This window comes from Mucilaginibacter rubeus, from assembly GCF_003286415.2.
Lineage (GTDB): Bacteria > Bacteroidota > Bacteroidia > Sphingobacteriales > Sphingobacteriaceae > Mucilaginibacter > Mucilaginibacter rubeus_A.
Genome location: NZ_CP043450.1, coordinates 543,843 through 570,663, shown reverse-complemented (window position 1 = coordinate 570,663; position 26,821 = coordinate 543,843). Strand labels below are relative to the sequence as shown.

The 26,821-nt window shown below is 46.0% G+C and carries 14 protein-coding genes; 7 read left to right on the top strand and 7 right to left on the bottom strand.

What is annotated here, in order from left to right:
- Positions 1 to 11: 11 nt before the first annotated feature.
- Together DEO27_RS02330 and fbp are read right to left on the bottom strand one after the other, a co-directional pair.
- A complete protein-coding gene (locus DEO27_RS02330) occupies positions 12 to 2,477 on the bottom strand; it encodes a TonB-dependent receptor (RefSeq protein WP_112569341.1) in 2,466 nt (821 codons plus the stop codon).
- Positions 2,478 to 2,846: 369 nt separating this feature from the next.
- Positions 2,847 to 3,890 (bottom strand): class 1 fructose-bisphosphatase, encoded by a 1,044-nt coding sequence (fbp, locus tag DEO27_RS02325; protein WP_112569339.1) that lies wholly within the window; start codon positions 3,888 to 3,890, stop codon positions 2,847 to 2,849.
- A gap of 417 nt (positions 3,891 to 4,307) precedes the next feature.
- On the opposite strand from fbp, the gene DEO27_RS02320 reads away from it, so the two are divergent.
- The 7 genes from DEO27_RS02320 to DEO27_RS02290 are packed head-to-tail and all read left to right on the top strand — an operon-like array spanning position 4,308 to position 13,933.
- The gene (locus tag DEO27_RS02320) at positions 4,308 to 5,474 is read left to right on the top strand and encodes an iron-containing alcohol dehydrogenase (RefSeq protein WP_112569337.1); all 1,167 of its coding nucleotides are present in this window, start codon (positions 4,308 to 4,310) and stop codon (positions 5,472 to 5,474) included.
- An 11-nt stretch (positions 5,475 to 5,485) separates the two neighbouring features.
- A complete protein-coding gene (locus DEO27_RS02315; protein WP_112569335.1) occupies positions 5,486 to 6,418 on the top strand; it encodes a dihydrodipicolinate synthase family protein in 933 nt (310 codons plus the stop codon).
- Positions 6,415 to 7,455 (top strand): 4-hydroxythreonine-4-phosphate dehydrogenase PdxA, encoded by a 1,041-nt coding sequence (pdxA, locus tag DEO27_RS02310; RefSeq protein WP_223818141.1) that lies wholly within the window; start codon positions 6,415 to 6,417, stop codon positions 7,453 to 7,455. Before DEO27_RS02315 ends, pdxA begins: the two co-directional genes overlap by 4 nt.
- A 3-nt stretch (positions 7,456 to 7,458) precedes the next feature.
- Positions 7,459 to 8,625: a four-carbon acid sugar kinase family protein gene (locus DEO27_RS02305; RefSeq protein WP_112569333.1), complete on the top strand. Its 1,167-nt coding sequence runs from the start codon at positions 7,459 to 7,461 to the stop codon at positions 8,623 to 8,625.
- Positions 8,622 to 10,187: a sodium:solute symporter gene (locus DEO27_RS02300; protein WP_112569331.1), complete on the top strand. Its 1,566-nt coding sequence runs from the start codon at positions 8,622 to 8,624 to the stop codon at positions 10,185 to 10,187. Before DEO27_RS02305 ends, DEO27_RS02300 begins: the two co-directional genes overlap by 4 nt.
- Before the next feature lie 9 nt (positions 10,188 to 10,196).
- Complete coding sequence (locus DEO27_RS02295) at positions 10,197 to 11,618, top strand: sialate O-acetylesterase (protein ID WP_112569329.1); 1,422 nt, start codon at positions 10,197 to 10,199, stop codon at positions 11,616 to 11,618.
- Positions 11,619 to 11,620: 2 nt separating this feature from the next.
- Positions 11,621 to 13,933, top strand: coding sequence for a DUF5703 domain-containing protein (locus DEO27_RS02290; protein ID WP_112569327.1), 2,313 nt, complete (start codon positions 11,621 to 11,623; stop codon positions 13,931 to 13,933).
- Positions 13,934 to 14,346: 413 nt separating this feature from the next.
- Here the strand turns inward: DEO27_RS02290 and DEO27_RS02285 are convergent, their stop codons facing one another.
- From DEO27_RS02285 to DEO27_RS02265, 5 genes are read right to left on the bottom strand one after another with little or no spacing between them, the layout of a single operon-like run.
- Positions 14,347 to 16,389, bottom strand: a complete 2,043-nt coding sequence (locus tag DEO27_RS02285) for a glycoside hydrolase family 127 protein (protein ID WP_112570025.1) — start codon at positions 16,387 to 16,389, stop codon at positions 14,347 to 14,349.
- A 4-nt stretch (positions 16,390 to 16,393) separates the two neighbouring features.
- On the bottom strand, positions 16,394 to 19,723 hold the full coding sequence (locus DEO27_RS02280; protein ID WP_112569326.1) for a glycosyl hydrolase: 3,330 nt from the start codon (positions 19,721 to 19,723) through the stop codon (positions 16,394 to 16,396).
- Entirely contained in the window at positions 19,720 to 23,028 is a 3,309-nt protein-coding gene (locus DEO27_RS02275; protein WP_223818140.1) for a glycoside hydrolase family 2 TIM barrel-domain containing protein, read from the bottom strand. The genes DEO27_RS02280 and DEO27_RS02275 overlap by 4 nt, the downstream gene beginning before the upstream one ends.
- A complete protein-coding gene (locus DEO27_RS02270) occupies positions 23,025 to 25,172 on the bottom strand; it encodes an alpha-L-rhamnosidase C-terminal domain-containing protein (RefSeq protein ID WP_223818139.1) in 2,148 nt (715 codons plus the stop codon). Before DEO27_RS02270 ends, DEO27_RS02275 begins: the two co-directional genes overlap by 4 nt.
- 54 nt (positions 25,173 to 25,226) lie before the next feature.
- Complete coding sequence (locus tag DEO27_RS02265; RefSeq protein WP_112570023.1) at positions 25,227 to 26,816, bottom strand: sodium:solute symporter family transporter; 1,590 nt, start codon at positions 26,814 to 26,816, stop codon at positions 25,227 to 25,229.
- Positions 26,817 to 26,821 lie beyond the last annotated feature (5 nt).

Here is a 26,821-nt window from a genome sequence, read left to right as displayed (position 1 = left end):
ACACAGATTCATTAAAACGGAAAAACCAGTTTAAAGCTAACATTCCGCCCGATGTTATAAATACCGAGGTGCCCGTTTGGCGACGATTGGTAATATTCAAAATATTTTAAGCGGTTAAGATTTGATTGATAGGCCTTATCAAATAGGTTATCCACCTGCAAAAAAAGCTCGCAAATGGTTCTGTCCGCTTTATTTTTAATGGTGGATCCCGCACCCAAATTAAACAGCGCATAGCCTGGTGTGGCCGTCTCGGTGTTATCCAGGGCATAGTAGCGGTTTTGTGTAGTATAGGCATCCATTTCGGCCTTGAAATAGATCTTTGAAAAAGCCCCGTACGCTTTCTGTAAACTCACTTTAAACTCCGACCGGATATGCAACGGAGGAATAAAAGGCAGGTATTTAGCCGCGCCGTCAGATTCATCAATGAGTTGTTTGTTGCCGTTGATACCCGTTACATAAGCCAGGCTGTTGTTAAAAGCCAGCCACTTGATATTCTGCGGATGCATATTAAGCGTAAATTCTGCCCCGTATAATCGGGCACTGCTTTGCTGGTATTGATAGGTACTGTTACCCGGAACAATCACAACAGGATTGCCGTTGACATCAGTGAGTTTGGCCTGGTAAATATAATTGTTGATATGGTTGTTAAACAGCTCGGCAATCAGGTCTACATCCTTCAGATAAGCAATAAAGCCAACATCTTCCTGCAAGCTGAATTCAGGGTTAAAGCCACGATTGCCTAAGTACACGATATGCGCGCCGGGATCCAGTCCGTTGGAGCCAATTTCGGTGATATTGGGTGCGCGATATCCTCTGGCAATATTCGCCTTAAGCAGCAAGCGCTCGCTGATATTATAGGTTATACCCAAACTACCCGATACGCCCTGGTATACATGCTTAAAAGCCGGGAACTGCAAATGAGCGCCTGCTGTATCCGGTAATATCACATGCTGTTCAAATCCGTTTTTAGGATTTGGGCCAACGTAAAAATCATGCCAGTTGATTTGCCGATTATCATACCTGATACCGCCGGAGATATCAACTTTCCCGATAGTTTTTTTGGCGAAAAAGAAAGTCCCCGCATCAAAAAGATTATAATCCGGGATGGGAAAATCTGTTGCCGCCTTGCTCCGGTTGGTTTGATACATACCGTTCAACCCGAGGGTACTTTCAATACCTGCTATAGTCGGCAGATTGTATTTTACATCGTAATTAAGTGTATTAAGCACAACATATAAACCCGGCTGGTTTGCCTGTGTAGGGTGGTTATATTCCCGGCGGATACTCTGCTGTAAACCAAGCGAGGCATTGATACTGCTGCCTTCGCCCAATTTAAACTCATTGTTTGCGTATACACGATAATGTTGAATGCGCTGGTGCAGAGGGGTTATAGTGTATGATCTTAGCTCATCATTACTTACAACCGGCCGGTTCCTGATATTGTCGGTGCTGCTTTCGGCTACCTGCCTGGTAAACTGCCGTGTAAGTGAATCCCGACTGCCATCAGGTATTTCCTGCCGGTTATCGTAAACTGTCGCCGCTATTTGCGAGTAGCCCCATTTTTTATCAACCCTGGCCATTCCCGACAGGTTAAACTCACGAAAACCAGTATTATACACATAGCCATCAATACTGTTTTGATAATCATGTGCAGCTTTCGCGGTTGCCCGGAAGGCGTACCGCCAATCATCTTTTCTGTAAGATAAGCCAAGCGAAGTACCAATCATGCCGTTATTGGTATGATAGTCGGCAGTGTAATCGCCTTTTAAAACCCGGTTTTCGCCTGCAAGCAGGTAAGGGATCATATTGATCACCCCGGCTAAGGCATCAGATCCATAAGTTAAACTTGCCGGCCCTTTTACTACTTCCGCACGACCGATACCGTATTGATCTATCTCAATGCCATGTTCATCGCCCCATTGTTGCCCTTCCTGCCGTACGCCGTCATACAAGGTTAAAACACGGTTGTAGCCCAATCCCCTGATAAACGGTTTGGAAATATTAGGCCCGGTGGTAACCGCGTTAACTCCGGGCACGCCCTTTACAATAGCATCAATAATGTTGTTGTTCACATTCTGATCCATCTCTTTCCGGGTCATTACCGCTATGGGTATGGGGTTACTCCTTAATTCGGTTTTACGTGATACCCCGGTTACGGTCACCTCATTCAGCTTAGAGCTGCTTTCTTTCAGATTTCCGTTCAGTAACGTGGCCTCACCAGGCTTTACGCTCACATTATAGCGCTCGGTGACATACCCAATGTTCGAAAAAACAACGGTGTAAGTACCCGCCGGAACATTTTTTAAATAGTAATAGCCTTTATCGTTCGTGGTTACGCCAATTGCGGTTCCGGAAAGCGTGACAGTAGCAAAGGAAAGCGGCTCGCTACCGGTGGTTAATCTCCCTTTAAGGGAGCCATGCTGCGCCAAAACCAAACCTGGGATTAATAAAAAGCATAGTATAGATAATATTTTCATTCGCTTTAGCATATCTTAAATAATATACAAAACAAATAAAAAAAATTAGTCTTACCTAATTTTTAAATTAAAGAAAGTAAAATTATAACCTATGCCACTACAAATGACACAAGTCTGCAAACCGAGAATAGTTTATTAATTAACGAGAGTTAGGAATAAGAGAAATTTGCCCTATTTAATAAAAAATGTCATTTCGATAGAGCCGGGTGGTAAAGAGCGTAAGGGCGAAAGAGAAATCTTCTACACCCAGCAAGTCCCTATGCATAGTTCACAGGTAGGGCGTAGAAGATTTCTCCTCACTCCTCCATCCCAATCCTTCCACGTTCGTTCGAAATGACATTGGCTTTGCTTATCTCGAACTCACATTAACTAAATAACTTTTTTATGCGGAGCTATAGATGGTTGTTGCGGAGAAAAGGCCAGCATAAACTCTTCTGCCCGTTTAATCATGTTTTCCGAACCGATAAAAATAGCCGAACGCTGGTGAAGCTCATTCACATCCAAATCAAGGATCCGGTCATAACCTGTAGATGCCAGGCCTCCCGCCTGCTCCACAATAAAGGCCATAGGGTTGCACTCATAAACCAGTCGCAATTTTCCGTTTGGATACTGGGCTGTAGTAGGATAAAGGAAGATACCGCCTTTAATCAGGTTACGGTGAATATCGGCTATCATAGATCCGGTATAGCGCGAGGTATAAGGACGGTTGGTGCCCTCGTCCTCAACCTGGCAGTACTTGATGTATTTTTTTACGCCTAAAGGAAAATGCGTATAATATCCTTCATTGATAGAATACAGATTACCATCTTTCGGCATTTTTATATCAGGGTGCGACAGGCAAAACTCCCCTATTGAAGGATCAAGCGTAAAGCCGTTAACCCCTTTACCTGTAGTATAAACCAGCATGGTTGATGATCCGTAGATCACGTAACCGGCGGCTACCTGCTCAGTACCTTTCTGCAGTACATCCTGCAAAGTAGCTTTACCGTCCACAGATTTACGGCGGTAAATGGAAAATATAGTGCCCACACTCACATTTACATCGATATTTGAGGAACCATCCAGCGGGTCAATAGCTACGATATATTTGGCATGCTTGGAGATCTCAGATTCTATCAGGATGTGCTCATCATTCTCCTCCGAAGCCACTACGCAGCACTCGCCCCCACTCCGCAACGCCGAAATAAATTGCTCATTGGCATAAACATCCATCTTTTTTTGCCGCTCGCCATGAGAGTTTACCGAGTCGGTTTCGCCGATGATGTCAATAAGCCCGGCTTTGCTGATCTCGCGGTTTACAATTTTGGCTGCGATGCCGATATCGCGTAAAAGTCTTGATAACTCGCCTTTGGCAAATGGGAAATCTGCCTGTTTCTCTATAATAAATTGTCCTAACGTTATTACTCTTTTCATGAGGATGTGTATTTAATCGGTTAACAGAAATATTAAAAAATACCGGCGGTAGACCGGGTTGTTTATAATTAGGATGTGGCGTTATGATTGGCAACAAATAGGAATAAAAATATTAACCCAACAGGTTCAAACTGCGTCCTATTATCTCATAATCAACTTTTTGCTAAGTTACCGGCCTTGAGTTACCGAACTGTCATGCTCCGTCTCCCGGCATCTTAGCACCTGTTCACTACCATTGCTGCCTTCAAAAGCCAATTACAAGCAGATAATATCGCAACTGTTTACCTGCCAGTATTCCTTTTGATAATATCGTACAATAATTGGATAACGGTTGGATGAAAATGGGAGACGGCAGTATCCATCTTTGTTTTATATCAAAACCAATTAAAAAGGCCTGTTATTATAATTTATAAGTATATGCCGCAAACTGTACATCCTTATCGCGACATCACTATCCGGTTTCCGGGCCAGGTAATTGTTGGCAAAAACTCGCTTTTAAAACTAACCGATGAAGTTGTTGGCCAGGGTTATAAATCAGCTTTGATAATCACCATCAACCCGCTTTTAGATAAGCTTGAGCCACTTTTAGCTCAGCTCGAGGAAGCCGGAGTTACCGTTCATTTTGATACATCGATAGTAAGGGAGCCATCATTTAAAGATTTTGAAGATCTGCTTACATCTGTTAAAAACACCCGGGCAGATGTGATCATAGGTATTGGTGGCGGCAGTGTGCTTGATATAGCTAAACTGATAGCCGCGCAAATTGATAATGATCAGACTTTGAAGGAAATTACCGGCATAGGCCTGCTTAAAAATCGTAATAAAAAACTTATTTGCGTGCCTACAACAGCGGGTACAGGCAGCGAAGCCTCACCTAATGCCATATTGATAGACAATGCGGACAACCAGAAAAAAGGGATCATAAGCCCATACCTTGTTCCGGATGTGGTGATCATTGATCCGGAATTGATGATTAGTCTGCCGGCCGAGGTTACCGCGGCTACCGGTCTTGATGCTTTAACCCATTGCCTTGAAGCTTATACCAACCTTTATGCGCATCCTTTTATAGATATGTATGCCCTTGAAGGGATCAGGCTGATAGCCCGCAACCTTGTTAAAGCAGTAAACGATGGTACCGATGAAGATGCCCGTACACAATTGGCCATTGGCAGTTTAATGGGTGGTTTTTGCTTAGGCCCGGTTAATACGGCAGGTGTTCACGCGCTCTCCTATCCGCTGGGCAGCATGTATCATATCGCTCACGGCTTATCAAATGCCTTACTGCTGCCTTTTGTAATGGAATACAATATCCCTGCAGCGCCGGAAAGATATGCGGCAATTGCACGCGCGTTGGGTTGTAGCAGCAGTATCAACGATTTTGAAACGGCCCATGCAGGCGTAGAAAAGATCCGCCAATTGATTAGGGATTGCGGTATCCCGGCAACACTGAAAGAAATAGATATAGATAAAAACACCATACCACAAATGGCCGCCGACGCCATGAAAATTACGCGCTTGCTTAAAAACAATCCGCGACCGATAACAATAGATGACGCTGTAAACATTTACGAGGCTGCTTATTAATACATCCATAAATGAAACTAAAAAAGAAATATAATGGCCTGGTAGTGCCATCAATTACGCCACTGACCGATAGCTACAAACTTGATCACGAAGCGGTTGAAAAGATATTCGACAATATTTTCAACTACGGCGGCGTGCCTTTTATACTGGGCACCACCGGCGAATCGGCCTCCTTACCAAACGATCTTAAGCTTGACTTTATTAAACTGGCAACATCGGTAAGGCAGCCCGGCAGATTGCTTTACGCCGGCATTTCATCAAACTGCCTTGCCGACTCAATTGAGCTGGCCAAACGCTGTGCCGATGAAGGCATTGACGTTGCGGTAGCGCACTTGCCTGCCTATTTTACTTTAACTGAATACGAAATTAAAACATACTTTGAAACGCTGGCTAACGAGGTACCTATCCCACTGATAGTTTACAATATACCGGCTACAACCAATGTATCTATAAACCTAAACCTTCTCGACGAATTAAGCCATCACGATAATATTGTTGGAACCAAAGACTCGGAACGTAACCACGACCGGCTAAAAGATTCGCTTAAATTATGGGCTGGCCGGGCCGATTTCAGTCACTTCCTGGGCTGGGGCGCACAATCTGCCCACGCCCTGTTTACCGGCAGCGACGGCCTGGTGCCAAGCACCGGAAACCTTTTCCCCGATATTTATTACAAAATGATAGTGGCGGCCGACAATAATGATGAAGCGGCAGCATTGCTATTGCAAAGGCACTCCAACCTGGTTGGCGATATTTACCAGGGCAAACGCCTGCTTGGCGAATCATTAGCAGCATTAAAATCATTAATGCAAAGTGCCGGGTTATGCCGCTCGTACATGATGCCGCCGCTGTTAAAAGTAAGTGAGGCCGAAGCTACCGAACTGCAAAATAAACTACAGGCTATGCTCAATGTTGAGAACCTAAGCTTACCTATTTACCAATGATAGCCGAGAAACCGATCATAGCGATAACCATGGGCGATCCGGCCAGTATTGGCCCAGAAATTGCCGTTAAAGCCCTGCTTACCGAAAGGTTGTTTGAGATCTGCCGTCCATTGATTATAGGTGATACCGGGGTATTTTTTGATATCATAAAACGATTAGGTTTAGAGGCACGCATCAACTCCATAAAAGATATCCGCAAGGCCAACTTTGAGTTTGGTAAACCCGATGTTTACGACCTGCAAAATGTGGATATGGAACAGCTGCGCTTTGGCGAAATCTCGGCCATGGCAGGCAATGCCTCTTTTGAAGCGGTAAAAAAAGCTATTGAACTGGCACTTAGCGGTGAAGTTGACGCTACGGTAACAGGCCCTATCAACAAAAAATCAATTAATGAAGCCGGGCACCACTTTGCCGGGCATACCGAGATCTACGCGCATTACACCGGCACAAAAAAATACGCCATGCTGCTGGTTGAACATAACATGAAGGTAATCCACGTATCAACCCATGTTTCGTTAAGGCAAGCTTGCGATCTTGTAAAAAAGGATCGCATCATTGAGGTGATTGAACTATTGCAGGATGGTTTAATTTCATTGGGCGAGAAAAACCTGAAGATAGGCGTAGCCGGACTTAACCCTCATGCCGGTGATTCGGGTTTGTTTGGTACAGAAGATGAATTTGAGATCCTTCCGGCTGTGCAGGAGGCTCTAAAATTAGGTTATGATGTGGATGGCCCGGTACCTGCCGATACCTTGTTTTCCAAAGCATCAACCGGGTATTATGGTGGTATCGTGGCTATGTACCATGATCAGGGGCACATCCCCTTCAAGCTTACCGGCTTTAAATGGAATGCCGAAAAGCAGCAGATGGACAGTGTAAAAGGTGTTAACATCACCATGGGCCTGCCTATCATCCGTACTTCGGTGGATCACGGTACCGCTTTTGAAATTGCCGGAAAAGGGATTGCAAGCAGCGACGCCATGATACTGGCCATCGAGTCGGCAGTGCAATTGAGCAAAAATAGAGTAAAAGTATAAGCTATGATCGCTGTAATTGCAGATGATTTAACGGGAGCCGCCGAACTGGCAGGCATAGGCCTCAACCACGGGTTAAGAACCGAGGTGAGCACCACTGTTGATGAATACTGCGATGCAGATTTGCTGATCATAGCTACCGACACCCGTTCGCTTACTGAAGCGCGGGCTAAGGAGATTGTTCATGACCTTACCGTTCAGTTACAGCGACTGAAGCCCCGGTTTATTTTTAAAAAGATAGATTCGGTTTTACGGGGGCATATTATTGAGGAATTGCAAAGCCAGCTTGCTGCATCAGGTTTAAAAAGAGCTTTGATTATCCCCGGCAACCCCCATCATTCAAAAAAACTTATCGGCGAAACGTTCCATTACAACGGCGCGCCTATCCATCTCAGTAATTTTGCTAAAGATCCAACCTTCCCGGCATTAAGCTCAAATATTATTGAATTATTAAGGGCCGATGAAAAGATCCGGTTGATTAAAAAAGAGGACAAGCTACCAGCGACAGGAATCGTTATAGGAGCGGCCAATGACGAGGATGATCTTAAATATTGGATCAGTAAAACAGATAGCGATACCCTTTTAGCTGGCTCGGCAAACCTTTTCACTACTTTGCTCCAATCTTTAACCAATCCGCAAAAGGTTGAAACCACTGACCCCGAAACTACCGGTAGGCGGCTGTTTATATTTGGCAGCACGTTTTACCAGGGCAAGCTAAACCTAAGCGATGGCCGGCACAACAATATCCCGGTACATTATGTACCTGCCGCAACCATCTGCGCCGAAACCAGCGGCGACAATGTTCATGCTCTTTTTGCCAGTCATGTAGCATCAAGCATTGTGGCGGGCAACAACGCCATCATCGCCATAAACCCCGATTTTATAAAGGATATAAAAGTAGATCCCCTATTACTGAGCCACAAAATGGCAGATATTGTAAAACAGGTTATTGACCACACTTCCCTTCACGAATTGCTGATTGAGGGTGGCGCGACCGCCTGGGCCATACTTGAGCGTTTAAACATCAAAAAATTATATCCCTCAAAACTAATAGCTCCCGGAGTTATTCATATGCGCATAGCAGGCAATAACCAATTATGTTTAACTTTAAAACCGGGCAGCTACCCCTGGCCTGCTCCCGTTTGGGAAACCAACAATTATACCTGCATATGAAACATGAAACCCTGCACCTGGCAGATTATATTATCATAGCCCTGGCACTGGCCATTTCATTAACCATCGGTCTCAAATTTTCAAAAGGACAAAACTCCACCAAAAAATATTTCGTATCGCGCGGCTCTATTCCGGCCTGGGCCATAGGCATGTCGTTAATGGCTACACTCATCAGCAGTGTAACTTTCCTGGCCTATCCCGGCGAGGGTTTTGCATCCAATTGGATCTTGTTGGTTCAGGGCTTAATGGTTCCGGTAGTTTTATTGCTGATGGTTTGGTTTATAGTCCCCCTTTACCGCGAGGTAATAGGCGTAAGCACCTACGAGTATTTTGAAAAACGCTTCGGCCTGTTTGCCCGCTTTTATAGCTCCATCAGTTTTGTGCTCACCCATTTTTCAAAAATGGGAACGGTATTTTTCCTGCTGGCGCTTGCGCTTTCTAATATGACCAATACCAATACCTTCGCCATTATCTGGGTAATAGGGTTTGTGATCATCGTCATTACGCTTATTGGCGGCATCGAGGCCGTGATCTGGGCCGATGTTGTGCAGGGCTTTTTGCTGATAGGCGGCGGCATTGCATCGTTCATCATCCTCATCTGTTCAATTAAAGGCGGCTTTCCTGAGCTTTGGCATATCGCCAGTGTTAATCACAAAAATAACTTCGGCCCCTACTCCTGGAATTTCAAGAAGCTTACGTTTATCGTTATGGCTATAAACGGCGTATTTTACGCCATCCAAAAATACGGCACCGATCAAACTATGGTGCAACGTTATCTGACAGCAAAAACCGACAAAGCAGCTATTCGCGCATCCATATTAGGAGTGGCGCTTACCGTGCCTTTATGGGCTTTGTTCATGTTTATTGGCACTGCATTATTTGCCTATTATCAGCAAAACCCACTACCTGCAGATATTAAAGCCGACGCGGTTTTTCCTTATTTTATCATGAGCCAACTGCCTACCGGCGTTGTTGGATTGATATTGGCGGCATTGATCTCGGCGGCTATCTCCAGCCTGGGAGCTGATCTCAACTGCCTTTCGGCCATTGGTGTGGAAGATTATTACAAAAAATTCAGGCCCCATAAATCAGATAAGGAATACTTAAAAGCCGGTAGATGGATAGTAGTACTGGCAGGATTTGGAGCAATGGGGATTGCTACCCTGTACCTGTTGGCGGGCGACGAGGGAGCGTTGGGCATTGTGTTTACCCTCTACGCCATATTTTCGGGCGGCATAGCCGGGATCTTTTTATTGGGATTATTCAGCAGCAGGGCAAATAGCCAGGGGGTAAACATCGGCATCATTGCCTGTATCCTGTTTACCGGTTACGCCTTTTTAACATCCGCCAAAATTGGCTTGGGCGCCGATAAACATATCCTGCTCGATCTTGGAAAATACAATTTCAACCAGCATAAATACATGCTCGGGGTATACAGCCATCTGGTGGTGATCATAGTTGGCTACCTGGCCAGTTTGTTTTTCCCTAAACCCGAATTAAATAAAAACCTCCTTTTCAGCGGGTGGCTTGAGGCAAAACGCGCCGGAAAGCTTATAAAATAATCTACAGCAATGAAAAAGTTACTGGCATCCGGCTTGGGTTTGTTCCTGTTTATATCCACACAGGCACAGGTAAAATTGGCATCCATTTTTACCGATAACATGGTGCTGCAACAGCAAAGCGAAGCTCCTGTTTGGGGTTGGGACAAAGCAGGATCTACAGTTACCGTTAATACTTCATGGAACAAAAAAACCTACAAAGCCAAAGTAAATGCCAATGGCAAATGGCTTGTTAAAGTAAGTACCCCGGTTTATGGCGGACCATATACTGTTACCATAAGCGATGGCAATACAATCCAACTAAATAATGTACTTATTGGCGAAGTTTGGCTTTGCACGGGACAATCAAATATGGAAATCCCGATGAAGGGCTATAAAAATCAGCCTATCAGCGGTTCAGTTGATGCCATCCTGAAATCAGCCAATAGTAACATCCACATTTACACCGTCCCCCACTCATCTGTAACCGAAGTTCAGGAAAATAGCAAACCATCCGAATGGCATGTGGCCTCGCCTGAGTTTGTAGCCAATTTTAGCGCTACAGGTTATTATTTCGGCAGGTTATTGAATGAGATGCTTCATGTGCCCATCGGTTTGATCAGCGACTGTTATGCCGGTTCAAATGCCGAAGCCTGGCTGGACCCAGAAGGGTTAAAAGAGTTTCCGGAGATTAAGATCCCTGCTAAAACAGATACAATCAAAGCTGTATCACGCACGCCTACTACCCTATTCAATGGCATGCTGAACCCGGTTATTGGCTATGGCATTAAAGGCTGTATCTGGTACCAGGGTGAATCAAATTACGACAGGCCGGATCAGTACCAAAAACTTTTTCCGGCCCTGGTAAAACGCTGGCGTGAGCTTTGGCAGCAAGGTGACTTCCCGTTTTACTATACGCAGATTGCCCCTTACGATTATGCCCAGTTACCACCATACAATACGGGTGGCAAATACAATTCGGCTTACCTGCGCGATGCTCAGCGTAAATCATTAAAGATTATCCCCAACAGCGGCATGGCTGTATTGCTTGATGTTGGCGAACAGGCTCTTATTCACCCTTCACGTAAAGAACCCGTAGGTACCCGGCTGGCTTATCTTGCATTAGCTCAAACTTATGGCATCAAAGGTTTCGACTATGCAAGTCCGCTGTACAAAGAAATGACTGTGGATGGCAATCAGGCTACCATCAGGTTTGAACATGCCGAAAACGGGCTTACGTCCTTCAACAAGTCTATCCAAAACTTTGAAATTGCCGGTAAAGACAAAATATTTTACCCCGCTCAGGCCATGATATCGGGCAGCGCAATTATTGTATCTTCACCTTTGGTAAAAGAGCCTGTTGCTGTGCGTTACGCCTTTAAAGATTTTGTTGTAGGCGATTTGTTCGGCACCAACGGGCTCCCCGTTTCCTCATTCAGAACCGACGATTGGTAATTATGAAAAAACTCCTGCTGCTCTGCTTCCTGTACTGCAATATTGCGTTAGCTCAAAATAAAGGCATCGAACAATACAATGAAGTGTGGACCAGCCAAAGCCAAAATTCAGGCCAGTCGATGCCATGCGGCGGTGGCGATATCGGCCTAAACGTTTGGGTTGAAAAAGGAGAACTGCTTTTTTATATAGCCCGGAGCGGCACTTTTGATGAAAATAATGCCATGCTTAAACCTGGTCGGATAAGGGTTAAACTATCGCCCAATCCTTTTGATGGCAATGATTTTAAACAGGAACTCAAACTTCAAAATGGCTCGGTACTCATCAACGGAAAAAAAGGAGATTTAAAAGCCGAAATAAAGCTTTGGGTTGATGTTAACCGCCCGGTGATCCATGTTAATATCAGCAGCAATAAAGCTATTAAAACTGAAGTTATTTTTGAAAGCTGGCGTTACCGTAACAGGGAAGTTAAAGGCCTCGAAAAAAATGAGGGCTCGTGGAAATTCGCACCGCGTAATGATGTAAAAACGCTGAAGGATAACATAGCGTTTCAAGGCGATGCCATCCGGTTCTATCACCACAACCTCGATTCCACCATATTTGATATTACGGTAAAGCAGCAAGGAATGGATGCGGTTATGGATCAGATGTACAATCCGCTTAAAAATCTAACCTTTGGCGGGCAGGTGCAGGGTAAAAACCTGAAAGCAGCCGGGAACACCGAAGGGCAATACCTCAACACTGATTTTGAGGGCTGGAAACTGGAAAGCATTAAACCGGCAACTAACCAGGATATCGAAATCTATCTCAATACCCAGCAAACCGCATCCGTAAATGAATGGCGGCGAGGCCTCGAAAAAGTAATTAAGGAAGCCGAAACCAATACAAAAACCGCCTGGCAAAAAACGGCCGACTGGTGGAAACAATACTGGGACAGGAGTTTCATCTATATCAACCCGACAAAACCTGACAATGATACAACAGCCTGGCAAACCGGTAAAAACTACCAGCTTTTCAGGTATATGCTGGGCTGCAACGCTTACGGACAAGCACCCACCAAATTTAACGGCGGGTTATTTACCTACGATCCCGTTTTCATCAACCCTCAATATGCTTTTACACCCGATTTCCGCAATTGGGGCGGTGGCCTGATGACGGCCCAAAACCAGCGGCTGGTTTATTTCCCGATGCTCAAAAGTGGCGATATTGATATGATGAAACCGGAGTTCGATTTCTACCTCCGTTCCCTTAAAAACGCCGAGCTACGCAGTAAGGTTTACTGGGGCCATAACGGTGCCTGCTTTACTGAGCAGATAGAGAATTTCGGTCTGCCCAATAGCGCCGAATATACCTGGAAGCGCCCTGCCGATTTTGACAAGGGGCTGGAGTATAACGCCTGGTTGGAATACACCTGGGATACCGTTTTTGAATTTTGCCTCATGATGCTGGAAACGGAACGCTACAAAGGCGATGACATTCATCAATACATTCCGTTTATTGAAAGCTGTCTCATTTTTTTTGATGAGCATTACCAATACCTTTCGCGCAAGCGCAGTGCCAAAGCGCTTGATGGCAACGGGCAACTTGTGCTATATCCCGGCTCATCTGCCGAGACATTCAAGATGGCCTATAACTCCAATTCGACTATCGCCGCCCTGCAAACCATCACCAAACGGATGCTGGCCTTACCGGATAATTACCTGAGCAAAGAAGAGCGCGGCAAACTGGAAGGCTTTTTAAAGCGCATCCCTCCTATTACGTTTGGCGAGATTGAAGGGCATAAAATCCTGACACCGGCAAAATCATGGGAACGGGTTAACAATGAAGAAAACACCCAGTTTTACCCGGTATATCCCTGGGGCATATTTGGCTTAGGCAAACCAGGATTGGATACCGCTTTGAATACCTGGAAACTGGACACCCTTGTAGCAAAATTCAGGAGCGGCATTGGCTGGAAACAGGATAATATTTTTGCGGCCAGATTGGGTCTGACAGATGAGGCAGCTAAACTAACCACCTTCAAGCTCAAAAATTCCGGCAGGCGTTTCCCTGCTTTTTGGGGCCCGGGCTTTGACTGGACACCCGACCACAATTGGGGAGGCTCAGGCATGATTGGCTTACAGGAAATGCTGATGCAGGTAGATGACAAAAAGATCATGCTGTTCCCCGCCTGGCCAAAGGATTGGGATGTACATTTTAAGCTTCACGCGCCTTATAGTACCACTGTTGAAGCTACACTGAAGGATGGAAAAGTTGTTGATTTAAAAGTTTTTCCGGAAGAAAGGAAGAAGGATATTGAGGTGATGTTAGATAAATAAAGGCTCCTCAAAATCTCCGCCGCCGCTTGGCTCCAGCCGAGTGGCAATTATCAGGGCGGCCTCTGGCCGCCGCGACTAAACTTGGATTAAAATAGCTTTTACCCTTGCGCTTCGGCGGCCAGAGGCCGTATAATAGTTGCCACTCGGCTGGAGCCGAGCGGCGGCGCGTTTTTTTTACAAACTTTTGCCTTTTACCTCATCACTGGCCAAGCGGCTGCGTAGAGGGTTAACAGGGTTAACACTTTTCGAATACTCACAAAGCAAATAACTGACAATCAAATATTTAAAAATCAACAGGGGTAACACTAAAGATTGATTAAAAATATCAGCCTCACGCCGCCGCTCGGCTTGAGCCGAGCAGCGACCTGTGCATTTTTATTGCAACCTTTTGCCTTTAACCTTTCGCCTCGAAACTACCTGTCCAGCGGCATCCAGGTCTCCATATCCACATGCCCACGGTTACCCCATGCGTAGTATGGAATCAGCCTGATATCGACAGCATTTTGCTTTGGTGCAGATACCTGTTTATATAGCTGATTACTCCAATTGTTTTCATCACGTAGGTCGGCTTTACCAACAAGGCTCACGATCTCGCTGTTATCTATCTTGATCAATTCAGGTTTAAGTTGATTATTGGCAGATAGCGCTACATTGAAAACCTTTTGCCCCTTACCCAAATCGGCCGATTCCAGGCAATAAACCACTGGGCCACGTTTTACCGCTACCTGGTTGCGGGTTTCCTCAACCAGCGGGTTGGCTTCCATCAGGGTAACCGGCATAGGCAGATCAAGATCAATAGTCATTCCTTTTTCCCAAACGGCGTTAATTTGAGTATAGGTCCCAGGCGTAGTATCCAGTTGTGGTACCGGCTGACCAGCAAGCTTTATACTTGCGCCCTTACACCATCCCGGGATCCTCAAAAAGACGGAGAACGCTTTATTGCCCGGCACTTCATCAAACCGGATGCGGATCTTGCCATCCCATGGGTAATTGGTGGTTTGTGTTAGTTTTACCGGCGTACCATCTTTCAGTTTTGCGGTTATGGTATTGCTGCCGTATAGGTTAAACCAAAGCCCTTTATCCGATACGCTGTAGGCATAATCGCTCACCTCGGCAATGGTACGCACTACATTTGGCGGACAGCAGTTGGAAAGTTTAATGTAGCCAACCCTATCTTTGGACCAGCGCTGTTTAAACGGCAAACTATCCGAATAAGCCAACGGGTTGGTATACAAAAAATTACGCCCATTAAGACTGATACCCGAAAGTACACTGTTGTATAGCGCCAGTTCCATCACATCGGCATATTTGGCCTCGCCGGTTATCTGCAGCATGCGCCAGTTCCAGAGCACATTGCCAATGTTGGCGCAGGTTTCATTGTGGGCTGTAAAGCTCGGTAATTGATAATCACGCCCGTATGCCTGATGTACCTTTTGTACCTCGTTAGGGTTATAAGAAGTGCCGTCGGGCGAAACTCCGTCATACAACGCGCCACAGCCACCGGTGATGTACATTTTACGGTTCACTACATCGTTCCACATCAGGTTTAAGGTGTGCATTAGAGAGGTATCGCCGGTTTCGGCATAAACATCGGCAGCGCCCGCGAACAGGTAATTGGCACGGACCGCGTGACCCGTAGCCTGTGTTTGCTGGCGGAAAGGTGTTCTGTCCTGGTTATCGTCGGTACCATCCTTCATCAATCCCCGGATATCGATCAGATTTTTAGCCAGTTCAAGATATTTCGGATCGCGGGTGGTTCGGTACATTTCGACTACCCCCATGTAATGCGAGGGGCAAATGGCATTCCGTGCCAGCTCGGGAGAAGCTGTTTTATAAAACTTATAAAGGTAATCGGTTGCCTTGATAGCTACTTTCAACAAGGTAGTTTTACCCGTAACCCGGTAATGAACACAGGCCGCTGTCATGAGGTGACCAAGGTTATAGGTTTCAAAATTAAGACGATCGTTAAAAGCCTTTTCCTTACCGCTGTTCTTGCGTTCTTCAATAAGGGTTGGCGTGTGGATATAGCCATCAGCGCGTTGGGCTTTGGCGATGACAGCTATGGTTTTATCCATCAACGCATCCAATTTGGGATCATGCGTGGAGGCGTACATGCTGGCTACCGCCTCAAACAGTTTATAAAAATCACCGTCATTAAATGGCGGTCCCTCATGCGATCCGGTATCCAGTCCCGCGGCTATCTCAAAATTGCGGTAGGCATGACTGATCTTCGGATCGGTATAAACGCGCCACAGGTTGGGGATCATGGTATCGCGGCAAACCTTAAACCTGTCGGCCCAGAAGCCGCCTGTCCACTGTACTGCGCCCATATCAAGGCTGCTGAGTTTTGCGTAACTGCTTTTACTTGTATTTACAAGGGATTTGTTTTGGGCCGATAGTTTTAACGCGCAGCTTAACAACAGTGCAACTCCAATATATTTAAAAGTTCTTTTCATATCATTAAGGGATATCAATGAGCAATTTCACCGGGCTCAGCAAGCCGGCCGGTAAAAGCGGGCGACCTTCCAACCGGTAAGGCGCGTTTGTCCATGTAATACGTTTATTTTCGGACAGGGCATGATCGCCCATCAGGCGGTTTGCCCAGGTGTTGGTTACTTTGATTACCAGCTTATTTTCACCATGCTTAATGGCTTTACTGATGTCTACCTGGTAAGGATATGTCCAGGCCGTGCCGCAATTGATACCGTTTACATACACTTCGGCTATGTTAGCGACATTTTCCAGGTCAAGATATGTTTTGACCCCTGCTTTTCCGGTAAACTGAAACGTGTGACTGTAAACCGCCGTTCCTGAATAATACTTTATGCTATCATTGGCATAGCGCGACCAGTCTTCAGGCTGATCGAATATTACAGGTTTCGCAGGGCCTCCATATTTAGGATCGAACTGTACCTGCCAGTTTGTAAAAGTTTGTATCGTTTTAAAATGAGCAGATTTATTATCCTTGATTTTTGCCTTAGAAGAGGAATTTCTGAAAATGATAAAGGCAGAGCCGTTGGCGGCCAACTCAAGCTTAATATTTGTACGGGGTGATTTACTGGTTGTATGCAATTGCCTGATCTCACCGGTTAAAGGATCCCAAAGTTCAGGGGTACGGCCTGCCGCCCTCAACGATAAATCAATTGTACGATTTAAAGCCTGCTGATTGGAAATAAAATAGATATCAAGATTAGCTGAGCTCCGATGTGTCCAAGCCAAATCCTTTGCGGGCTGATTAACGGAGTCTGTCGCGGTCAAATCACGGGGTAGACCTAATTCATCAAATGTTTCTTTTTGGTAAGGGCCGATGAGTACTTTATCTTTCAAAACAGCTTTCATCCGCTCATCGCCCAATAGAATGGTAGCACCTTCATTAACCAGTTGCTGAAGCTTTTTAACGACCTCTGCCGATAATTGCCAGGGCTGAGGCGACATCGGGCTTACCCCGGGAATCACCAGCATGGCATAGCTTGCACCACCGGGCAAAATGATCCTGCCGTTTTTTACCGTAGCTAAACGCAGCAGCGCGTCTTTATTGAAGGAATCGTAGGCATATCCTCTCAGCGGGTCTATCCAGTTTTCGGGTAACGCCATATTAGCCGAGTGGCTCGCATCTTCAATTGAATTAATGATGGGCACACCTTTGTTGGCCAGGCGTTCAGTTTCTTGCCTTACCCGTTCCACACCGAAGATTCCAGGCAAAGTAGTAAGCAACCTGTCGGGCAAAATAGCACGGCGCGGTGTTTCTTCGCCGGTAAAAACAGCGATATCGGCCACCGGGTGTCCCTGCTGTAACATGGCCTGGCAGCGACTGATATAATCAAACCAGGCTTTACCGGGTTGCCACCAAGTTTGGTCGCGCTGGAAAAACAGGCCTATACCATCCAGCGTCATACCGGGCTTACGGTCAAGCCATGGGTTATGTACGTTTACATGAAAAACATAACGGTTGATGCCGAGGGCAAAATTGCGGTCGGCAGTGGTTTTGAGCATACCGGGATGTTCGTCCCATAATAACCGCAGTTCGGTAAAAGCCTCAGCCTGGATAATATTTTTACCATAGATGTGCCCGCCCGATATGGCATCCAGCATATCATTGGGCTTATCATGCGTAGGACTCCGGAACCAGAACTCGCCCATCGGGATATCGGCCTTTTGGTAATGCAGCATGCCATCGCTCATCATGGTTGGTGCCATGCTTTCGGCGGTGAACGTGCAGCCTTTTTCATGCGCCAGCTTGGCCATTGTACCGTAGAAATTATCTACCAGTAATTCGGCTATGGTTTGCCTTACATCGGCCAATACTTTTTCGGATTTTTCCGCGCTTTCCATCGGCACGCCGGCCATTAAAGGCAGATACGGCAGCAGGTCATACCCGCGTCGCTTCTGAAATTTGGCAGCAAATACCGGCGACCAGTTTTGGCTTCCGCATTCCCAGCTATCCACATGAAAGATTTTCAGTACACGCTTTGCCAACTCCGGCCCCGCCTGCTTCACGGCCTCTCCAAACCAGTTATCAAACTGTATTTTGGCGGCTTCGGGATTAAACTTATCGCACTCCAAACCAATACCGCCACCGCCGGTAGCATTGGTATGCCCGGTAGAAGTATGTCCGATACGGATAATTGTCCAATTACCCGCAGGCACCTGCCAATTCAGTTTGCCGTCTGCTCCTAATTTATCGGTAAGGTTAATGATCTTGCTTTTATCTACACAAAGGTTAGCCGGTAATTGGGCATTTGTAGTTTGCTTGCTCAAACGCCAAACCTCACCGGTTTTGCTTTCATACTGATGAATGCGCGGTTCGCCTAATAATTCAATGCCCGATAATTTTAAAGTTGGTTTCCATTTGGCAAAGTCAAGGTCTTCTGCTCCGGGTTCCGAACCTTCTTTATCGTAGGTGAACCTGAAATATCTGGCAGTCGTCGGAGCGATGGAGTTTGTGATCTCAGCATCCCCATCCTGCCAGCCATGGCGTGGCGGCTCCAACCTACCTATCGAACGATAATTTTTACCGTCATCACTTATCTCAAGCAACAACCGTTGCGACTGGTAATTACTTGCCGAAGTATGGATAATGAGCGAGCGGCAGGTAAAAGGCTTTTCAAATTCAAGCTGCAGCCAACATTGCTCGTTGCTTGTAAAACTTTTGGTATTTCCTTTTTCTGCAAGATATTGCACGTCCGTATTCGCTACACTGGTGCTTACCTTCGGATGCTCATCATAACTGCTTATCCCCTCGCCCTGGAGCGACGGATAGGCCAGTATCTCGATATCTTTATAATAGTTTTTATAGTGCTTAGGGACAGGCAATGTATCGTGATAAACTTTGCCACCTTCAAGCTCAACTTTTGACCATACTACTTTTTGCATGGAAAGCTCCGGGGTTATCCATGGGCCACCCGCCAATGCAAAACCATCGCTATCGTGCATAGCCAGTTTTAAGCCCATTCTGTCGGCTTCCTGCATGGTAAACTTTACCATCGCCCACCACTCCGGGCTTAGCTGATTGATTGATGGGGTAATAAATGGCGGATTAGCAGGCCCCTTAATGGGCATTAAATATGCCCCAGCAATGCCCGCCTGTTTCATGGCCTGCAAATCGGCGGTGATCCCTTCACGGCTTACAGCGCCTTGCATCCAATACCAAAATACCCAGGGCTTTGCCGATTCGGGCGGGTGCAAAAAGGCCTGCTTCAAACCATCCTCGGAGGTTGATGCTTTTCGCTGCTGAGCTATCCCCGGTAAAAACAGGCAGCAAAGGCAAATTGTGAAAACGTATTTTCTCATGGCTTCCTGTTAAATTTTATCTGATATGCCGCGTTTCCTGCCGCCTCAGGTTTACCCTCATATGGTTTCAGGCGAAAACTGTATTGATACTTTTTGGCAGGAATGCGGTATTGCTCCAAAGGCTCGGCCACTTCCGACCAGCTATCGTTACCGCCTACGCCCATTTGCATCAGGTCGATATTCAACGTAATAAATCCTGCATCCATTAGCTTATTGGTGTGCTTTGCTTTTTGAATATTCTCTTCGGTATAGGGCCAGGCACTCATGCTCAGCAGGCTATCGGCAGTTATCAGCAAACCGCCCGTTTTATGGTGTAGCAGCATCCAGCGTACATCCGTGCGGTTGCCATTTTCCTGGGGCACAACATAGGGTTCCATAAACTGACTGATGGATTGTGAATAGATGCCCGCTTCTGAGCCGGTACGCCTGTCGATATAGTTTTCAAAAGGCCCCCGGCCATAATAACTGATATTACTATCGGCCTGTGCAATCCCCATTTGCATGCCAACTTTAGGAAGGTTTGGCAAGCCCGGTTTAGCGTCAAAATCATAAGCAACATTCAGCAAGCCATTACCGCGAATGGTATAACTTACTTGTACCGAGGCACTATCGTTAACCATAGAATAAACACTTGTAACCACTACCGAACCATCTCCGGCTTTTTGGCCTGAGATCTTTTTCAGTATCGGCACAGCCTTAAACCATGCCGCCAGTTTCTTTTCCATTTTCCAGCCACGACGATCATTATCGGTAACCGGTCGGGTAAAATGTGGCAATAAAGGGGCGAACACCTGCTGAGCGCCTTTGTACAGGTACGAGGTTAAAGCACCATTTTCTTTGCTGATGCCTATCTCAAAATCCTTTCCACTGATATGATAAGCCTTATCATCTTCAGATAATTTGGTTTCAGGATAACGCTTATCATTAGCGTTTGCGGCTAATGTTTTCGGCTTGGTTAGCTGAAACTGGTCGCTTGCTATTTCGTACCCTTTACCTGCCCACGGCTTATCTTCGGCAAGGGTAAAGTGAATATCGGCCATGTATTCATGGTTTGCTTTTAAATTTGGCAGGTATTGTTTAATGCTGATGGTTGTATCACGCCCGGCTGCAAGGTTGATATGGGGAATTTGTTTTTTTAGGATGATATTGCCGTCTTCCCTCAACTGCAGGGTAACATCGTAATCAGCCAGCGAAGCTACGCTATGCCAGTTTTTGATGTGGATAGTTGCCTTATCAGCGTCAACCAATTCACAAACTGCCGGCTGAAAAACGTGCTTACATTCGTAAATGGCAGGCTTTGGTCGCCCATCGGATGCTACGATGCCTTTAATGGTGAAATTATCAAAATAGCGTTCGCCGTAATCACCGCCATAGGCATAATACGCCTTTCCGGTTGAATCATATTTCAACAAACCCTGGTCTTTAAACTCCCAGATGGCCCCACCAATAACCCGTTTTGTCGATCTCCACTGATCCCAAAACTCTTTTAGGTTTCCGTTGGAATTACCCATCGCATGCGAGTACTCCACAAAAAATATCGGGCGGTTATCGCCATTTTTCTGGTTAGCCAGCAAAGGCGCGGTATAAATGCCAGGATACATCCGGCTTACAATATCCACATAAGGCTGGTCGATTGGGTTCTGCAACCTGTGCGAGTGATCATTGGTTTTAGGGTAACGCGGATCGGTTGGATCGATATAACCTTCGGCCTGCGGCGTGCCCTGGGCCGGTTCATAATGAACCGGACGGGTGATATCAAAATCATGGATCCAACCGGCCATTGCCGCATGGTTTGGCCCGCGACCGGCCTCGTTTCCCAAACTCCAGATGATTACACTTGGGTGGTTTTTATCACGCATCACCATGCGCGTTGCCCTGTCAAGATAAGCGCCGGTCCACATGGGGTCGTTGCTTAGCTTTGATCCCAAACCGTGAGTTTCCAGGTTAGCTTCGTCTATAACCAATATGCCATATTCGTCGCACAGATCATACAGGTACGGATCCATTGGGTAATGGCTGGTGCGGATACAATTAAAATTGAAACGTTTGATGGTGCGCACATCATTCAGGATATCCTCGCGCGATAATGCCTTTCCTTTTACCGGATCGTGATCTGGCCGGTTTACACCGTACAGGTAGGTTACTTTTCCGTTGATGAGGAGCTTGCTGTCTTCTTTACTAAACTCGATGCTCCGGATACCCACCTTGCAGCTTTTAACCTCCAGGGTTTGGCCCGTACTATCAACCAGGGATAAAGTAAGCGTATACAGGTTTGGCTTTTCATCGCTCCATTTCTCCGGGTTTTTCAGCGTGGTTTCCAGCAAACCGAATTTCACGTTATCCAACCGGGGATAGATCTCATTGATGATGCTTTCCACACTTCGCTCCAAAGGTTTCTGCAATACTTCTTTATTATTTCTATCGAAAAGCCTTGCTTCAATTTTATAACCGGGAACAGCTTTGCCCGTCAGGTTTTCAATCCGCGGGCGGATACTGAAAACGGCGTCTTTGTATTGCTTATCCAGTTTTGCCTGCCATTGAAAATCGGCTATGCGTAATTTAGGCTCGGCTAACAGCATTACTTCCCGGTGGATACCGCTCATGCGCCACTGATCCTGGTCTTCCAGGAAATAACCATCGCTCCATCGGATCAACTGTACCGATATTACATTTTCACCTGCTTGCAGGTATGGCGTAATGTTAAATTCAGAAGGCAAAAAGCTATCCTCGCCATAACCTAAAAACTTGCCATTGAGCCAAACCTTAAAACCCGAACTTACACCGCCGAAATGCAGGGTGATGTTCAGATCCTTCCAGTTGGCAGGCAAAGTGAACGTACGCTGGTAACTGCCAACGCCATTATAATCCTGCGGTACATGAGGCGGGTTGACCGGTCGGAACGGATAAACCGCACTTTTATAAATAGGCTTATCATAGCCCTGCATTTCAATACTTGAGGGTACAATGATCTTCTTCCAGCCACTTACCCTGCTTTTATAAAAATCTTTAGGTGCGTCGGCCGGTTTTGCGGCGTAGCTAAAATCCCAGTAGCCATTCAGGGATAACATTCTGCCCGATTTTTCCCTGTCACCCGCCAGTGCATCTTTAATATTGCTATATGAATAGGCTGTAGCACGTGCGGCATCCCGGTTTATACCATCAACCAAAGGGTTTTCCCAGGGTTCGGCATCATAAACCGTTGGCGCGTTGGGTATGGCAGCGGGTGTTTTATCAACCAGCTGCGCGTAAAGCCCTGTTGATGAAAATGCTGTTAAAAGCAGGATATTTATGAGCCGTTTCATCATTTTTTTGCGCTATAGTTTATGGTGTATTGTTTTTGCTTTTGGATGGTAAGTTCATAGGTACCGTTAGCTTTTGCGGTTAATTCTCCCTCTCTGCAAACCGGTTTAGATGTACTTATAAAGCGTAATAGTCCAGTCCCGGTATTACTGCTTACTTTAATTTGTTTAGTACTGCACGATACTTTGATATCCCCATTAGCAGTTGGTACACTACCTTCCATCCACTGTAGGTCACCTAATTGCGGCTCAATTAAATATTGCTGATAACCCGGTGCTGTTGGCTTTACACCCAGATAATATTTACCCAGCAGGTAGATCGGGCTTGCACCCCAGGCATGGCACAGGCTTTTACCAAATGGGCGCCCATACATAGCGTAGCGGTCGGCGCCGGTTTTGGCGGGATTGTATTCTTCCCAAAAAGAGGTAGCGCCGAGGTTGAGCATGCCACCCCAGTAGTCCTTCATTTCTTTAAGCACATAACTTTGCTCGCCCATGGCGCAAAGCGCTTCCAGTTCATAAAAGCGCATGTAGGGCGTAGTTATCTTTTGGATATTATCATTCAGCAGTACGTATTTTTTTATTTCCTGCTGCTGGCCGGGATTCAGATAATTGAAAAATATCGAAAACATATTAGTATAGCGGGTAACATTATCGCTTTGCTTACCATCAACCAGGCTGTGTACAAAAGCATGCTTATCACTGTTCCAGTACAGGGAGAAGATCTTTGATTTCAGATCTGCCGACAGTTTTTGGTATTGATCGTTACCTGTTTTATCATCCATAACATTGGCGCATAAAGCCATGGTTTCCAGGCTGCGGCAGAGCAGTAATTGCTCAAAGCTTACATCTCCTTTTTTGCTGAGTTTATCGGCCCAGTCAATAAATACCCAATCGCCGGGTAAGCCTTCCATGAGGCCATTTTTATCGCGGCGTTGCAGGCAATAGCTCATCAGGCTTTGCATGCGGGGATACATTTGTTTAATGAAGCTTTTATCGCCGGTGTATTGGTAGTAATCATAAATACCCATGAACCAGTAAAAGGTATAATCCATAATGGTGTTGATATGGCTGGTTACCGGGTCTTTACCGCGGAGGGCATACAATGTTCTGGTTACCGTTGGCGAATCAAAATACAGGTAATAATTCATCAGATAACTTTGGTAAGCATCGCCCGACCAGATCCACCTGTCGCGTTTTATACCATCGATAAAAAACTCGCGGGTGTTCAGGTGCAGGGTATAGGCCGAAACATCCCAGATCTTGTTGATCAGCTCGTCCGAACATTTGAAGCTGCCCCGCTGCTCAATCGGCGAATACTCGTAAAGCATGGAAACATCATCGGCGCTTACATTAGCATCAAACAATATATTGATGTAACGGAAAGCACGGGAACCTTCCATGGTATAATCGGCTTTCTGAGGCTGATCGATGTAAACACTATCCAACAGTTCACAATTGGTTAAGGATAAAGCTTCTTCCCTTGATTCCCCGTAACAGAATTTAACATTGCCTTTACCTTTTAAGCCGATAAGCTTAGCGTAACCAAAGGTTTCCTTACCAAAATCAACTAAAATAGAGTGTTCCTTCCGTTCCGTTTTTTCAGGTTTATGTTCTTCTGTGGGCAAATGAAATGCAGAGGGTAATTTGTCAGCCGAATCAAAATTCCAGTTACCGGCATTTACATATTTTGTGGCCGATACATCTGAAGTTTTCCCCGATTCGTCAATCCATTCCTTATCCTCATAAGTTACCAGCCATGAGGTATCTGACACCAGTTGCCGCCCCTTAACAAATATGGCGGGAGCAGCGGCCTGGTTATAGACTTTGAGACTAAGCCTGTGCCTGCCAGCCGGCACATGAATATTTTTTGGGTAACCTGCCAAAGCCTTGCCATCAAGCTTTACATTGTATTGGCCCTCAACGGCCAGTTCAACCGTTTCGGGGTTTGTAAGCGTAAAATCCTTATGAAAATCAACCAGTAGATAATGGCTGTCGAGTTTCCAGAACGGCGGAAAGAAAGCGCCCCGCTCGGTACGACGGTTTTGCATCCGGTTGCTCAGCCATACCTCGTAATCGCCGGGATACCAGATCCAGGTAGCTTTTTGCGCTTTGGCGATATCAGTACAAAACATAAAGCTTAGCAGCATTATAAATACGTAATGCTTATTAAATTTTATATGGGTAGCTATTTTATGCATAGATTAATGTCCGTTAAAAATGAGGTATAAGGCGATCATGACTACCGTAAGCAGCAGCCAGGCTATTTTCACACGCCGGGTAGGTTTTGCAGTATTTTCGATTTCGGATTGTTCGGCAACATACACCGCGGGTGTCTTATCAAGCAATGAGATAAGCACAGCCGATACCGCCAGAGAAACAAATATGAAAAACGACAACATCAGGTAATGCGGCCAAAAGCTGTACTTATCGGGTGGTAATACCCACAGGTAAACTACCCCGGTACCCAAACTAAAAACCGAACCCGCCGAAAGAATGATATTCACCGCCTTGCGGGTAGTGCGTTTCCAATAAACTGTAAGCAGGAAAACCACAGCCAAGGGCGGAGCGATGAAACCCAATACGGATTGAAATACATCAAACAAATTGAGGCCTTTAATGCTGTCAATAGCCAGCGCCATACCTATGGCAAACACGCAGCCGCCAATTACGGTGTAACGCCCCACACGGATAAGATCTTTATTGGTGGCGTTTGGGTTAATTTTTTCAGCGTAAATATCCATGGTAAACACGGTGCTCAGCGAGTTGAGCGATGAGCCAATGGTACCCACCAAAACCGCTATCAACACTACAATAACCAGTCCGTTCATCCCAGGCGGAAAAAGATTAGTAACCATGGTCATGTAGGCTAAAGCAGGATCGCTCAGATGCGGAAAAAGGATAAAACACAGGATACCCGTTAGGATAAACAGCGGCAGCGATAATATTTTAAGCCAGCCAATAAAGTTAACGCCAAGCTGCCCCTGCTCCAGGTTTTTAGCACCCAATACCGATTGTACCATGGCCTGATCTGTACAGAAAAAAGCCACAGCCGACACCGGGTAACCCAGCAAAATAGCATACCATGGGTATTTAACATCACTTGCCGGATGGATAAGGTTCCAGTAGTTCGCGGGTGTGTGATGAAATACGGCTGATAAGCCTCCGGCTTTGTTTACGCCTAAAACAGTCAGCGTTAATGATACGCCGATGAGCAGCAACATTTGGAAAACATTTACTTTGGCAATAGCCTTTAAGCCGCCGGTAAACGCGAATAAGCCCGCGAAAGATACCAGCACAATAACCGATTGCCACATGGGGATACCCAATATCTGCCTCACTAAAAAGCCACCTGCAAACAGGCCTAATGAAAGCCAGGAGATCAGCATTTTGATGAGTGCGTACCAGGCCAGGATATTACGGGTGGAATCGCCGTACCTGTTACCCATAAACTCGGGCATGGTTGATACTTTGGCGGCGATGTATTTAGGCGCGAATACCAGGGCCAGCAGCATCAGAAAAACAAAGGCATACCAATCGAAATTGACGGCCACTATACCTGTGCTGTAACCAATGCTTGCAAAAGCCAGCAACATGGACGGCCCCACATTGGTGCCCCACATATTAAAACCTATACTTGCCCATCCCAATGATTTATTGGCCAAAAAAAGCGTCTCATCCGTTTTGTTCTTATTACTAAAGCTGGCGCGGAAGCCGATTACCATTAAAACAACCAGGTACAACGCAACCACCGAGTAATCCAACAGCGTAAGGCGCGATACGATATTGCTCATGCCCA

What these genes read in the sequence shown, in the direction of transcription:
- DEO27_RS02265 (WP_112570023.1), bottom strand. Translation starts at nt 26,816, where the DNA reads ATGAGCAATATCGTATCGCGCCTTACGCTGTTGGATTACTCGGTGGTT.
- DEO27_RS02300 (WP_112569331.1), top strand. Translation starts at nt 8,622, where the DNA reads ATGAAACATGAAACCCTGCACCTGGCAGATTATATTATCATAGCCCTG.
- DEO27_RS02280 (WP_112569326.1), bottom strand. Translation starts at nt 19,723, where the DNA reads ATGAGAAAATACGTTTTCACAATTTGCCTTTGCTGCCTGTTTTTACCG.
- DEO27_RS02315 (WP_112569335.1), top strand. Translation starts at nt 5,486, where the DNA reads ATGAAACTAAAAAAGAAATATAATGGCCTGGTAGTGCCATCAATTACG.
- fbp (WP_112569339.1), bottom strand. Translation starts at nt 3,890, where the DNA reads ATGAAAAGAGTAATAACGTTAGGACAATTTATTATAGAGAAACAGGCA.
- DEO27_RS02275 (WP_223818140.1), bottom strand. Translation starts at nt 23,028, where the DNA reads ATGATGAAACGGCTCATAAATATCCTGCTTTTAACAGCATTTTCATCA.
- pdxA (WP_223818141.1), top strand. Translation starts at nt 6,415, where the DNA reads ATGATAGCCGAGAAACCGATCATAGCGATAACCATGGGCGATCCGGCC.
- DEO27_RS02305 (WP_112569333.1), top strand. Translation starts at nt 7,459, where the DNA reads ATGATCGCTGTAATTGCAGATGATTTAACGGGAGCCGCCGAACTGGCA.
- DEO27_RS02330 (WP_112569341.1), bottom strand. Translation starts at nt 2,477, where the DNA reads ATGAAAATATTATCTATACTATGCTTTTTATTAATCCCAGGTTTGGTT.
- DEO27_RS02295 (WP_112569329.1), top strand. Translation starts at nt 10,197, where the DNA reads ATGAAAAAGTTACTGGCATCCGGCTTGGGTTTGTTCCTGTTTATATCC.
- DEO27_RS02290 (WP_112569327.1), top strand. Translation starts at nt 11,621, where the DNA reads ATGAAAAAACTCCTGCTGCTCTGCTTCCTGTACTGCAATATTGCGTTA.
- DEO27_RS02320 (WP_112569337.1), top strand. Translation starts at nt 4,308, where the DNA reads ATGCCGCAAACTGTACATCCTTATCGCGACATCACTATCCGGTTTCCG.
- DEO27_RS02285 (WP_112570025.1), bottom strand. Translation starts at nt 16,389, where the DNA reads ATGAAAAGAACTTTTAAATATATTGGAGTTGCACTGTTGTTAAGCTGC.
- DEO27_RS02270 (WP_223818139.1), bottom strand. Translation starts at nt 25,172, where the DNA reads ATGCTGCTAAGCTTTATGTTTTGTACTGATATCGCCAAAGCGCAAAAA.